This window comes from Arthrobacter sp. FW306-2-2C-D06B (genome assembly GCF_021789175.1).
Lineage (GTDB): Bacteria > Actinomycetota > Actinomycetes > Actinomycetales > Micrococcaceae > Arthrobacter.
Map to the genome: position 1 here is coordinate 974,183 of NZ_CP084560.1, position 12,953 is coordinate 987,135.

12 protein-coding genes are annotated in these 12,953 nt (G+C 64.6%); 9 read left to right on the plus strand and 3 right to left on the minus strand.

The genetic code is table 11. The features are described 5' to 3' along the window. Positions 1–119: 119 nt before the first annotated feature. Together LFT47_RS04755 and LFT47_RS04760 are read right to left on the minus strand one after the other, a co-directional pair. The gene (locus LFT47_RS04755; RefSeq protein WP_236815790.1) at positions 120–1,139 is read right to left on the minus strand and encodes a sugar phosphate isomerase/epimerase family protein; all 1,020 of its coding nucleotides are present in this window, start codon (positions 1,137–1,139) and stop codon (positions 120–122) included. Further along, the gene (locus tag LFT47_RS04760; RefSeq protein ID WP_236815791.1) at positions 1,136–2,314 is read right to left on the minus strand and encodes a Gfo/Idh/MocA family protein; all 1,179 of its coding nucleotides are present in this window, start codon (positions 2,312–2,314) and stop codon (positions 1,136–1,138) included. Before LFT47_RS04760 ends, LFT47_RS04755 begins: the two co-directional genes overlap by 4 nt. A 157-nt stretch (positions 2,315–2,471) precedes the next feature. Here LFT47_RS04760 and LFT47_RS04765 point away from each other — a divergent pair, with 157 nt between their 5' ends. The 9 genes from LFT47_RS04765 (at position 2,472) to LFT47_RS04805 (ending at position 11,891) form a co-directional block, all read left to right on the plus strand. Then, complete coding sequence (locus tag LFT47_RS04765; protein WP_236815792.1) at positions 2,472–3,482, plus strand: LacI family DNA-binding transcriptional regulator; 1,011 nt, start codon at positions 2,472–2,474, stop codon at positions 3,480–3,482. A 169-nt stretch (positions 3,483–3,651) separates the two neighbouring features. Next, complete coding sequence (locus LFT47_RS04770; protein ID WP_236815794.1) at positions 3,652–4,647, plus strand: substrate-binding domain-containing protein; 996 nt, start codon at positions 3,652–3,654, stop codon at positions 4,645–4,647. A 64-nt stretch (positions 4,648–4,711) separates the two neighbouring features. Further along, positions 4,712–5,770 carry an ABC transporter permease gene (locus LFT47_RS04775; protein ID WP_236815796.1) on the plus strand — a complete coding sequence of 353 codons (1,059 nt, stop codon included), beginning with the start codon at positions 4,712–4,714 and terminating at the stop codon, positions 5,768–5,770. 16 nt (positions 5,771–5,786) lie between these two features. After that, complete coding sequence (locus tag LFT47_RS04780; RefSeq protein ID WP_236815798.1) at positions 5,787–6,740, plus strand: ATP-binding cassette domain-containing protein; 954 nt, start codon at positions 5,787–5,789, stop codon at positions 6,738–6,740. A 109-nt stretch (positions 6,741–6,849) separates the two neighbouring features. After that, positions 6,850–7,845: a Gfo/Idh/MocA family oxidoreductase gene (locus LFT47_RS04785; protein ID WP_236815800.1), complete on the plus strand. Its 996-nt coding sequence runs from the start codon at positions 6,850–6,852 to the stop codon at positions 7,843–7,845. After that, a complete protein-coding gene (locus tag LFT47_RS04790; protein ID WP_236815801.1) occupies positions 7,845–8,888 on the plus strand; it encodes a Gfo/Idh/MocA family protein in 1,044 nt (347 codons plus the stop codon). The genes LFT47_RS04785 and LFT47_RS04790 overlap by 1 nt, the downstream gene beginning before the upstream one ends. A gap of 35 nt (positions 8,889–8,923) precedes the next feature. After that, positions 8,924–10,045 (plus strand): Gfo/Idh/MocA family oxidoreductase, encoded by a 1,122-nt coding sequence (locus LFT47_RS04795; RefSeq protein WP_236815802.1) that lies wholly within the window; start codon positions 8,924–8,926, stop codon positions 10,043–10,045. Next, positions 10,045–10,863 carry a TIM barrel protein gene (locus tag LFT47_RS04800; RefSeq protein WP_236815803.1) on the plus strand — a complete coding sequence of 273 codons (819 nt, stop codon included), beginning with the start codon at positions 10,045–10,047 and terminating at the stop codon, positions 10,861–10,863. The genes LFT47_RS04795 and LFT47_RS04800 overlap by 1 nt, the downstream gene beginning before the upstream one ends. Beyond that, positions 10,860–11,891 (plus strand): Gfo/Idh/MocA family oxidoreductase, encoded by a 1,032-nt coding sequence (locus LFT47_RS04805; protein WP_236815804.1) that lies wholly within the window; start codon positions 10,860–10,862, stop codon positions 11,889–11,891. Before LFT47_RS04800 ends, LFT47_RS04805 begins: the two co-directional genes overlap by 4 nt. Before the next feature lie 156 nt (positions 11,892–12,047). On the opposite strand, the gene iolB is transcribed toward LFT47_RS04805, so the two are convergent. Beyond that, a complete protein-coding gene (gene iolB / locus LFT47_RS04810) occupies positions 12,048–12,941 on the minus strand; it encodes a 5-deoxy-glucuronate isomerase (protein WP_236815805.1) in 894 nt (297 codons plus the stop codon). Between the last annotated feature and the right edge of the window lie 12 nt (positions 12,942–12,953).

Here is a 12,953-nt window from a genome sequence, read left to right on the forward strand (position 1 = left end):
TATTTTATGGATTAATCATCCAGCATACCAAGGGCGGGAACGGAAAGCCCTACGGGCCAGCGACGAGGGCCTCATCCGACTTTTCGGATGAGGCCCTCGTCTGTGGTTCAATGTGCTGGCTAAGCCGTCACGTTCAGCGATTCGGAGAGTGCCGCGTCGGCGTCACGCAGGACCTTGGCGGCCACTTCGAGACCTTCGATCCGGCCGAGTGAGGTGTCTTCGTGCTCGATGTTGACGAGCATGCTTGGGTCCACCTCATGCAAGGAGCGCAGGAACTCGGTCCAGTAGGCGGTGTCGTGGCCGCGGCCGAGGGCAACGAAGTCCCACGCGGAGTCCTTGGGCCACTCGTTGGCCCATTCGTCGCCGCCCAGGTTCGTGCGGTTTTCGTCCGGCGAGAGGCGACGGAAGCTGTTGTCGAGGACTCCGTAGAGGGCGGCGTTCGCGGTGTTGACGCGGACGTCTTTCGCGGCTGCCTGGAAAACCAGCGGGCCGAGTTCGCGGACCACGGCTACGGGATCCATCTGCTGCCAGAACAGGTGGGAGGCGTCCAGTTCAACGCCCACGTGGGTGGCTCCCGTGAGCTCGATGAGCTTGCGCACATCGGCGGTGTTGAACACGATGTTCTGCGGGTGGAGTTCGAGGGCCACCTTGACGCCATGGTCTGCTGCCAGGCGGTCGGTCTCGCGCCAGAACTTCGCCGCGACGTCCCACTGGTAATCCAACACATCCAGCGCCGCCGAATTCCAGGCGTTGACGACCCAGTTCACTGTGGTGGCTCCCGGCTCGCCGCCGGGCAGCCCGGACATCGTCACTACCCGGTTCTGGCCGAGGCGCTCTGCGAGCCGGATGGAGCGGCGGATGTCCTCGGCGTGCTTCTCGCCGATCTCGCGCTTCGGGTGCAAGGGGTTGCCATTGCAGTTCAGGCCTGCGATCGCGACGCCGGTCCCCTCGAAGATCGCGAGGTAGTCGTCGCGGGCGGCATCCGAGACAAGAATGTCGTCCATCGTGGGGACGTGGACGGCGGGCAGGAATCCGCCGGTGTTGATCTCGATCCCTGTGAGACCCAAATCAGCGATGACCTTCAAGGCCTCGGGAAGCGGCCTGTCGTGCAGGATTGCGTTGTAGACGCCGAGTTTCATAGCGTGATGGTCTTTCCGTTGTTGAGTGCGGATTCCGTGACGGCGCCGAGCAGTTCCATGTTGCGCACGCCTTCGTCGAACGTGGCGCAGCGGGGAAGGGACTCGGATTCCGGCAAACCGGCGACCTCTTCGAGGAACGCCCGGGCCTGGTAGCCGAAGGCGTCGTTTTGGCCGAAGCCCACTTCGGGGGCGTCCATGGCGAGGCCGCCGGCGATGTAGGGGTGGCCCGGGCCGAGGATGACCTGGCGGTAGCCGTTCTCGTTGCCCGAGCCATCGTTGAGGAACAGCTGGATTTCGGAGGGGCGGCGCTGGTCGAACTTGGCAGCACCGTTCTCGCAGAACACTTCGAAGTTGAGGCTGTTGGCGTGGCCGGCGGCAACGCGGGAGACCTCGAAGCTGCCGGCGCCGTTCTCGAACTCTGCGTTGAACGCTGCGTAGTCGTCGTTCTCCACGGCCTCAAAGGTGTCACTGACAGCGGCGTGGTCGTGGCCGATGACGGCGGCGAGCGGCAAGGGGCGCTTGTCGATCACGGTGCTGAGGCGGCCGCCGCTGATGGACTTGATGTCGCCGCAGAGGAATTCGGAAACGTAGGCCAGGTGGCTTCCGACGTCGGCCAGTGCGCCGGAACCGGGGCCGCCCTTGTAGCGCCAGCTCATGGGAGCCGACGGGCTGAAGCCGTAGTCGGTCCAGTAGCGGCCGCTGAAGTGCAGCACTTTGCCGAGGACGCCGGTGCGGATCAGATCGCGGATATATGCAATGCCGGGCGTGCGGCGGAACGTAAAGCCGATGCGCGCGATGCTGGAAGCGTTGCGGGCGGCCCCGGCCATCGCGCGGGCGTCCTCGATCGAGTCGCTCAGCGGCTTCTCGCAGAGGACGTGCTTGCCTGCGGCCAGCAGTCCCTCGACCACCTCGCGGTGGAGGGAATTCGCGATGACGACACTCACGACGTCGATATCCTCCGCTTCCGCGATCGCCTGCCATGAGGTGTCATTGCGTTCATAGCCGAATCGGCGGGCAGCGAGGGATCCGAACTCTGCGTTCACGTCGCCGATCGATACGAGGCACACCGGCGGAAGCACGGGGCTGTAAAGGGCGGACGCTGTGCGGTAGGCCGCCGCGTGTGCCTTGCCGGCCATTCCTGCGCCGATGACGGCGACCCCTAGGCTCTCAGCCATTGATTTCTCCTTCGAAATTAAGCCTGGGTGCCGAACACCCCTCGCGGCATTTTGGAGCGCTACAATTTAGCACTGGACTCACAGCCTAATCATGTGAGTATGTCCTGTCAATGTCCTGCGAATACCCTTGACAGAAGAGGAGAAAGGTTTCCGATCCATGCGCTCGACAAGTCCCAAAACCCGCCGTCCGACCATCTATGACGTTGCCAAGCTTGCCGGCGTCTCGCCGTCGTTGGTGTCTTTGGTCCTCCAAGCGCCGGCGAGGGTCAGTGACAAGCGCCGCGAGGCCGTTCAGGCAGCTATGTCGGAGTTGGGCTACCGTCCAAGCAGGGCCGCGACCACGCTGGCGAGCAATCGGACCAAGAGTATCGGCCTGGTGATCGACGACTACCGGAACCTCTGGTTCGTGGACCTGCTGAGGGGTATGGAGTCGGTCCTTTCGGACCTCGGCTACCACGTCATGCTCGCCGACTCCCAGCCTGGCGAAAACCGCATCAAAGAAGCCACGGACGGCCTTCTCGCCATGCATATTGACGGGCTGGTCATCGCGGCGGAGCCGAGCGGGCCCATGTTGGCCCGGACGTGGGTGCCCACAGTGGTGGCCGGGTGGCGCAACGGAATACCGGGCGGTGCCGACCTCATCACCAACGACGACGACGGTGGAGGCGGCATGGCCGCCAGTCATTTGCTGGGGCTGGGCCATACCCGCATCGGCCACCTCTCAGGGGCCGACGGCGCATCAGCCCACCGGCGCGCCGGTTTCCGGCGGCAGATCCAGGCGGCCGGCGTCGAACTCCTGATTGCCGAGTCCATGGGTACTTCGGAGGAAGACGGCTACGCCGCTGCCTCTTGGCTCCTGGACCACCATCCGGACACGACCGCGATCTTCGCGGCCAACGACACCATGGCCGTGGGCGCCTTTGCCGTGCTTAAGGCGCGCGGGCTGAGCGTGCCTGACGACATTTCGGTGATCGGCTACGACAATTCCCCGCTGGCCAAGTCGAGGTACTTGGACATCACTTCCGTTGACAACCGAAGCGACCTCGTCGGCATTGACGCTGCGCACAGGCTGCTCGCCAGGATCGAGGACCCGAGTATCAAGCCGGAGCGCACCTTGATTGATCCCGTGCTGGTTGTGCGAAGTACCACGGCCCGGCCGGCCTCGTAGCCCCGATATCACCGTTTTCGCAAGGGATCATGTGACCATCTCACGTAAAAACATCCTAATGTCAGGACAAAGTATTGACATCTGTGAGGCTAATCACCATGATCTGTGTAGAGGGCTTTGAGCTCCTGCAGAGTGGCAGGGCCGCAACCCCTATCAAAGGAGATAAATCGTGAAGAAGTTTTCCTGGCGGAAGGCGGCACTTGTGGCAGCCGTCGTTCCGATGATGGCTCTCAGCGCTTGTTCCAGCCAAGGCGGAAAGCCGGCTGAGAGCGCCAACGCCGCCGGTGGCGGACAGGCCGTCAGCACTCCCCGGATGAAAGTAGCGCTCATCACCCACGCAGCGGCCGGCGACACATTCTGGGATATCGTCCGCAAGGGTGCTGAGGAAGCATCCGCTAAGGACAACGTCGACCTCCTCTACACAAGCGACCCCGAGGCTGGGCGCCAGGCCCAGCTGGTGCAGCAGGCGATCGACCAGAAGGTGGACGGCATCGCCGTCACCCTTGCCACGCCGGATGCTCTCAAGGACGTCTTGAAGAAGGCCACCGACGCCGGCATCCCCGTAGTGAGCCTCAACGCCGGCGAGGGCGTCTCGGCGCAACTCGGGGCGTTCACCCACTTCGGCTCGAACGAGAAGCTCGCCGGCGAGGCGGTCGGCGCCAAGCTGGCATCGCAAGGCTTCAAGCACCCGGTCTGCGTGATCCAGCAGCAGGGCCACGTCGGCCTCGAGGCACGGTGTGCCGGTGTCAAGGCGAAAGTGCCCGGAACGGAAATCCTTTACGTCGACGGCAAGGACATGACCTCGGTCCAATCCACCGCGACTGCGAAGCTCCAAGCAGCCAAGGACGCTGATGTCATCATCGGTCTGGGCGCACCGATCACCCTCACGCTCCTCAAGTCGGTCACGGACGCCAGCAGCTCGGCAAAGGTTGCCAGCTTCGACCTGAACGCGGACCTTGCCCAGAAGATCGTTGATGGCTCCGTGATCTTCACCGTGGACCAGCAGCCGTGGCTCCAGGGCTACATGTCCGTTGACTCCCTGTGGCAGGCCAAGCGCGGCGGCTTCAAGCTCGGTGGCGGCCAGCCCGTCCTGACCGGTCCCACCATTGTGGACAAGTCCAACGCTTCCGACGTCCTCAAATTCGCCCAGCAGGGCGTCCGCTAGATCCAGGATTCTGGCTGCGCGGCGGGCGACCGCCGCGCAGCCTGACCAACAAGGAGTTCTTCCTATGGCAAACACAGCAACCCTGCCGCCGGCGCCGGCTTCGGCCCCTGGCGATGAGCGGATCGGACGTCGGAGCCCGGTCCAGAAGTTTTTGGGGAGGCCCGAAGTCGGCGCCCTGGTGGGGGCCGTCGTCCTCTTCATTTTCTTCGCTTCGGTGTCGCAGACGTTCACGCAGCCGAACGCGCTCGCCACCGTCCTGTATGGTTCCTCGACGATCGGGATCATGGCGGTGGGGGTGTCGTTGTTGATGATCGGTGGCGAGTTCGACCTCTCCACCGGTGTGGCCGTGATTTCCTCGGCCCTGACCGCGTCGCTGTTCAGCTGGTATTTCTCCATGAACGCATGGGTCGGCGTCGGGCTGGCCCTCGTCGTCTCGCTCGGTATCGGTTTCATCAATGGGTGGATCCTGGTCAAGACGAAGCTGCCGTCCTTCATCGTGACGCTCGCGACGTTCCTGATGCTCACGGGCCTGAACCTGGCCCTGACCCGGCTGATCGGGGGGTCGGTGTCTTCCCCGTCGATTTCGAAGCTGGATGGTTTCGATTCGGCCCATGCGGTGTTCGCTTCCTCGATCAGCATCGGCGGGGTCGAGGTGAAGATCACGGTCTTCTTCTGGATCATCCTGGTCGCGGTCGCGTCCTGGGTGTTGCTGCGCACGAAGGTCGGCAACTGGATCTTCGCGGTGGGCGGGGACGCGAACGCTGCCCGCGCCGTGGGCGTGCCGGTCACGAAGACCAAGATCGGGTTGTTCATGGCGGTCGGGTTCTGCGGCTGGATCCTGGGCATGCACAACCTCTTCGCGTTCGATGCGGTGCAGTCCGGCGAGGGTGTGGGCAACGAGTTCCTGTACATCATCGCCGCGGTCATCGGCGGCTGCCTGCTCACCGGCGGCTACGGTTCGGCCGTGGGCGGGGCGATCGGCGCGTTCATCTTCGGGATGGCGAACAAGGGCATCGTGTACGCGCAGTGGAACCCGGACTGGTTCAAGTTCTTCCTGGGCCTGATGCTGCTGCTGGCCACCATCGTGAACCTCATCGTCAAACGCCGCGCAGAGCTCAAGTAGAAAGGCCGCCGAAGAAATGAATGCCAAACAGATCGACCAGCAGACCCTGCTCAAGGACGAGAAGGACCCGCTGACCCACACCCCCGTGCACCTGCTCTCCCTGGACGGCGTGGGCAAGCACTACGGGAACATCATCGCCCTGCGGGACGTGACCATGGCCGTGGACAACGGCCGCGTCACCTGCGTGCTGGGGGACAACGGCGCCGGCAAGTCCACGCTGATCAAGATCATCGCCGGCCTGCACCAGCACGACGCCGGGACCCTGAAGATCATGGGCCAGGAGCGGAAGTTCAACTCGCCCCGCGACGCCCTGGACGCCGGCATCGCCACCGTGTACCAGGACCTGGCCGTGGTCCCGTTGATGCCGATCTGGCGCAACTTCTTCCTCGGCTCGGAACTGACCACCGGGTTCGGGCCGTTCAAGTCCATGGACGTCCAGAAAATGAAGGACATCACCCTGAAGGAACTGGCCGAGATGGGCATCGACCTGCGCGATGTCGAACAACCCATCGGCCAGCTCTCCGGCGGTGAACGCCAATGCGTCGCGATCGCCCGGGCCGTGTATTTCGGGGCGAAGGTGCTGATCCTGGACGAACCCACCGCCGCGCTGGGCGTCAAGCAGTCCGGCGTGGTGCTCCGGTACATCCTGCAGGCCCGCGACCGGGGACTGGGCGTCATTTTCATCACCCACAACCCGCACCACGCCTTCCCGGTCGGTGACCGGTTCCTGCTGCTCAAGCGCGGCAAGTCGATCGGCTACTACGACAAGAAGGACATCACCCTGGACGAACTGACCGCCCAGATGGCCGGCGGCGCGGAACTGGCCGAACTCGCCCACGAACTCGAACAACTCGGCGGACACACCCAAGCCCTCAAAGAAGTCCAAGCCGAAGTCGCCGAGGTAACCGAAGTCGCTGACGTCCCTGGCGTTGCTGACGATTCAAAGGAAAGCAGCCCACGGCACGCCTAGCGCCGGGAGACAGCGCGGACGGAGACGGGGGTCCGCCGGAAAACCGGATGGGCCCCCGCTCGCCATGCCAACGCAGGAATGTGCACGAAGTAGTAGACGGGAAGACAGCATGCCGATCCGGGTTGGCGTTATCGGCGCCGGTGTTATGGGCGCAGACCACATCAGGAACCTTTCCACCACCATCAGCGGGGCCGAAGTCACCTTCGTGGCAGACCTCGACGCCGGACGAGCGGCAGCCGCGGCGCCGCCGTCCGCTCGCATCACCACGGATCCTTCCGAGCTGATCAACTCCAGCGAGGTTGACGCCGTCGTCGTCGCTTCCCATGACTCCACCCATGCCGGACTGGTGCTGGAATGCTTCGAAGCCATGACCCCGGTACTGTGCGAAAAGCCGTTGGCTCCCACGCTCCTGGAAAGCCGCGAAGTGGTGGAGGCCGAAGCCGACCTCCTGGCCGCAACGGGTGCCCGACTGTTGTCGATGGGTTTCATGAGGCGCTTCGATCCCGGCTATGTCGCCCTGCGCGAAGCCACCCGGGCACGCACACAAGGCGAGCCTTTGCAGGTCCACTGCACTAGTCGGACCGTGTCCGCGGGACCTGGCGCGAGCTCGGAATCCGCCATCACCAATTCCGCTATCCACGAGCTCGACATCATTCCTTGGCTGCTGGATTCGCCTATCACTGAGGTGTCCTGGCAAGCGGGGCGGAGTTCCCGGCACAGTACCGGTGACCTGCGGGATCCAGCCTTCATGATCCTGCGCGCGGCCGATGGCACCCTGGCCACTCTCGAACTCTTCCTCAACGCGCAGTACGGCTACACCACCCAGTGCGAGGTCGTATCAGAGTTCGGAACCACGGCGCTCCCGGAACCGGCCGCCCTCGATGTCCGGCAGGAAGGGAGGCGCAGTTCCGAAATCCCTGCAGACTGGCGTCCACGCTTCGCCGACGCTTACCGCTTGCAACTTCAGGCCTGGATTTCAGCCCTCGAAAAGGGAGAGCCTGCGCCGCTCGCCACGGGTGAGGATGGCCTGCGCGCGTCGCAGCTCGCACAAGCAATGATCCGTTCGCTCCACAGCGACGGGGCCTACACAAAGGTGGTCTACTGATGGTTTCATCCGGGCTGCCGGTGTCCCGGGTGCCGGATTCCCGCGACGCGCCCGCGTTGCGCTGGGGGATCATGGGCCCGGGGTGGATTGCCGAACGCTTCACCGAGTCGGTGCAGGCCTATTCAACGCAAGTGATTGCCGCCGTCGGCTCCCGTTCCTTGGAGCGGTCCAAGGCGTTCGCGGATGCCTTCGATGGGCCCGCAGCCTACGGGAGCTACCAAGAGCTGGCGGCGGCTCCGGACATCGACATTGTGTACGTGTGCACGCCACACAATGTCCACCACGCGGCTGCCGTCCTCGCCATCGACGCCGGCAAACATGTCCTCATCGAGAAGCCGATCGGCCTCAACGCGGCGCAGGCGCGGGAGATCGCCGCCCGCGCCAAGGCAGCCGGCGTTTTCGCCGCCGAAGCCATGTGGAGCTTCTTCCTTCCGAAGTTCGACGTGATCCGGCAAGTGCTCGACGCCGGGATGCTGGGTACCGTGACAACGGTCCTGGCGGAATACGGCGAGCACTTCGAACGCAGCCACCGTATCTTCGACCCCGCTCTGGCTGGCGGGCCTTTGCTGGACCTTGGCACCTACCCGCTGGCCCTCATCACAGAAGTCCTGGGGGCGCCCGAACGATTGAGCGCTTTCGGCCAGCCCCACGAATCCGGGGTCAACGCGCAGCTCTCCGCCATCATGCAATTCCCGGGCGGAAGCCAGGCCGTCATGAATACGCACCTGCATAACTTCACCCCCACGGCGGCAACGATCGTTGGCTCCGAGGCCACGTTGACCATCGATGGCCCCTTCAATACGCCTGGCGGTTTCGAGATCCGGTTCCCGGACGGTACGCGACTTCGCCACAACGAGCCTGCGGGCGGCCATTTGGAAGGCTTGCACTACGAAGCCGCGGCCGTGGCACGCGCCATCGCCGCCGGTGAGATGGAAACCCCGCAGAGGCCTCTGGCCTCCTCCATCCGGACGATGGAAGTTGCCGATGAGATCCGCCGCCAGGTGGGCATTGAATTTCCGGGCGAAGGCAAAGCGCCTGCCTGAGCAATTGTTGTACTGACTATCGAAAGGACGGGCCCATGGCCTACATCGAACAGCATTCAGCCGGACTTCCCACACCCGTGCGGCTTGGCCTCATAGGCTCCGGCTGGATGGGAGCGTTCCACGGCGAAAGCATAGCCCGCAGGGTTCCCGGTGCGGTCCTGGCCGCCGTCGCCGACCCCAACGTGGACTCTGCGGCGTCCGTGGCTGCCCAGCTTGGTACGGCGAAAGTCACCGCGGACGCCGCGGACATCATGGCCGATCCGGAGATCGACGCCGTGATCATTGCCAGCCCCGCACGCTTCCACGCTTCCCTGATCGCCCAGGCCGCGGCCGCGGGCAAGCACGTGTTTTGCGAGAAGCCTGCGGCCCAGAGCCTCGATGAGCTCGACGCCGCGCTCCTTGCCATCGAAGCGGCAGGGGTCCATTTCCAGATCGGCTTCAACCGCCGCTACGCGACCGACTTCCAGGCCGCCAAGAAGGACCTGGCCGAAGGAATTGTGGGGGAGCCACAGCTCTTGCGCTCGTTGACGAGGGATCCGGGCACCGGGAGCATCGGACATGCGGCCAGGGTTCCGGCCTGGACGATCTTCCTGGAAACCCTCATCCACGACTTCGACACCTTGAACTGGTTCAACGAAGGTGCCGAGCCGGTGGAGGTCTACGCTGTCGCGGACGCGCTGGTGGAACCGGGCCTGCGTGACCAGGGATTCCTGGACACCGCCGTGGTTACCGTCCGCTACAGCAATGGAGCCTTGGCGGTGGCGGAAGCCAACTTCAGCGCCCTGTACGGTTACGACGTCAGGGGCGAAGTCTTCGGCTCGAAGGGCATGGTTCAGGCCGGACGCCCCACTGAAACTGCCGCCCTGAGGTACACGGCAGAGGGCCTTTCCGCAGAAACTCCGAGGTTCAACGTCGAGCTGTTCCGCGATGCCTACACCGACGAACTCGTGGACTTCGCGGCGGCAGTCCGCGCGCGCCACGACGGCACGCAGCCGCCGTCGGGCGCTTTCACCCTCACCCCGGGAGCCGCGGACGCGCGCCGCGCACTCGCGATGGCTTTGGCCTGCATCGAGTCGGTCCAGCAAGGCGCCCCGGTGGCGGTACCCGCTGTTTCGAGGAACAGCGCAGTCTCGAGCAACAGCAAGGCCGGTGTCTGATGCGGTTGGCCGTTTGCGCCGAAATGGTCTTCAAGGAACTGCCGTTCACCGAAAGGGTGCGGCGGATCCACGAAGCCGGATTCGACGTCGAACTCTGGGACTCCAGGAGCAAGGACATTGCGGCACTCAAGGCGAGCGGCGCGGTTTTTTCCTCCATGACCGGGTACACCTCCGGGAGCCTGGTTGACGCCGACACCGCCGATGACGTGGTGCGGACAGCTGAGACACTGATTCCGACCGCTTTGGAACTCGGCGTCAGCCGCATGGTGGTGCACTCGGCCGAGCTCATCGACGGCAAAGCGGCCCGTCCCGTCTACCGGTCCAACGGCAGCATGTGGATCACGGGTGCCCGGACCTTGGAGCGCCTTGGCGCGATCGGGGAAAAGCACGGAGTGACGTTTTGCCTGGAAAATCTCAACACTGTGCTGGACCACCCGGGTATTCCGCTGGCGCGGGCCAAGGACACCCTAGCGCTGGTGGAGGCGGCCGGACACCCCAACGTGAAGATGATGCTGGACCTGTACCACGCACAATTGGGGGAGGGGAACCTCATTGAGCTGGTCCGCATCGCCTTGCCGCATATCGGCGAGATCCAGGTGGCGGACGTTCCCGGCCGTTGCGAGCCCGGCACCGGCGAAATCAACTACTCGGCTGTGGCCCGGGCGCTCGCGGCTGCGGGCTATGAAGGGACCGTCGGCATGGAGGCATGGGCCAGCGGAGACGACATGGAGGCGCTTGAGGCGTTCCGCCAGGCGTTCACGCTTGAGGCCGGAGAGTCCCGGAACAGCTCAGCTTTTTCAACGGAGGTAGCACTATGAAGGACGTCATTCTCGGGCTGGTTGGAGTAGGGCGGATCGGCGTGATGCACGCCAACAACATCGGCGCCATCAACGGGGAACTGAATGCGCAGGGCATCAACGTGGAATTGCGGCTCACGGACGTCGCTGAAGAACATGCCCGCAAGGTGGCAGCCGGTCTCGGCGCTCAATTCCTGCCGTCCGTAGAGGCCTTGATCGCCTCAGGCGTGGACGGACTGGTCATCGCGACCGGCACCGGCACGCACCCGGAACTGATCCGCGCAGGAGTGGACGCCGGTATCCCGGTGTTCTGCGAGAAGCCCGTGGCCATGAATGTGGCCGACTCACTGCCTGTCCTGGAACATATCCGTGCCAACGACGGAGTGGTGCAGATCGGCCACCAGCGCCGCTTCGATGCCGGCTATCTCGAGGCCAAGCGCGCCTACCAAGCGGGGGAGCTTGGCTGGATCCACTCGCTGCGCGCCGTGACCTGCGACATGGCGCCGCCGCCCGTGGAGTTCCTGGCAACCTCCGGCGGGCTGTTCCGCGATTGCTCGGTCCACGACTTCGACATCCTGCGCTGGTTGACCGGCCGCGAGATCGTGGAGGTCTATGCCAAGGGTTCCAACAACGGTGATCCCGCCATCGGCGAAGTGGGCGATGTGGACACCGCCCTTGCGTTGATCACCTTCGACGACGGGACAGTCGGCACGGTGTCGGCCACCCGTTACAACGGTGCGGGGCACGACGTCCGCCTCGAAATCCAGGGCTCCAAGCATTCCCTCATGGTTGGCCTGGACGACAAGACAGCCGTGGAATCGGCCGAGGCCGGCATAGCCTTCCCGTCCGGCGAACCCCACAAGACCTTCGCCGAACGCTTCGACCAGGCCTATCGCTCGGAAATGGCGGCCTTCGTTGAGCTGATCCTGGGCCAGCGGGAAAACCCGTGCACCCCGGAGGACGCCGTCGCGGCGTCCCGTGTGGCGGATGCCGCGCAGGAGTCGCTGGCAAGCGGGGTTCCCGTCAAGGTGGCACTGGTGACGGCGTAGGCCGGTCAAGCGATTACAGGCCCCAACTGGCTCGCAGTTATTGTCGTTTTGACGGCCCAGAACGACAACAACTGCTTGGGCCCACGCCGCCAGGGTTCCCTGGCCGAGCTTGCGAGGCGAGGGTGGCGGTGGGGATCAGTTGGGTGTGGGAACGCCTTAGGCGCCGAACGGCAGGCGGGGGTCGATGTCCTGTCCGTCCCAGTTTTGCCGCACCCACCCGTGGTGGGGGTCGTCGCTGATGAGCCATTCGCGCACGGGTCCCGGGCCTGCCATGACGTTCAGGTAGTACAAGTCGTAGCCGGGAGCGGCCATGGCGGGGCCGTGCCAGCCATAGGGAACGAGAATGACGTCGCCCGTCCGAACCTCCGCGGCCACATCGATCGGACGGTCATCGGAAGCGTAGACGCGCTGGTAGCCGATAGCATCGGCGTCAGCGGGGGCACCGGCACCTTCGGCCACCCGGGTTTCGAAGTAGTAGATCTCCTCGAGCTGCGTTTCGCCGTCCTTTTCCTCGTCATGCTTGTGCGGGGGATAGGAGGACCAGTTGCCCCCGGGGGTGAGTACTTCGCAGACGATGAAACGGTCGGCCTCGAGGGCGGCTGGAGTGCCGAAGTTGTGGACCTGGCGGGAGCAATTGCCTGCTCCGCGCAGCTCAACCGGGGTCTCCGCGGCGGTCACCAGCCTGGTCGGGTACGACGCGTTGGCCGGGGCAGTGGCAACGGCGACGCGGCCGCCGTCGGGCGAACTGATGGTGACGGCAACATTCGTGCCGGAATACAGGACATCGCTGGGGCCATGGAAAACCGACGCCCGCCCCGCAAGGGGATACTCGACGTCGTCGACCGTCACCGTAAAGGCGCCGTTGAGCGGCACAATGATCCGCTCTTCAGCTGCGGCGGGGAGCCCGACGGCGGCGCCCGCGGCGAGCGTGGCGACCTTGAGGCCCGTGTGGGCCCAACCATCCACAGTCAAGGCGGAATCGGAAGTTCCGAGCGAGATGTCCCAATCGCCGTCGTTGGCGGTTCCCAATGGATAGACCCAGTTGGCCATGAAGTTATGTCC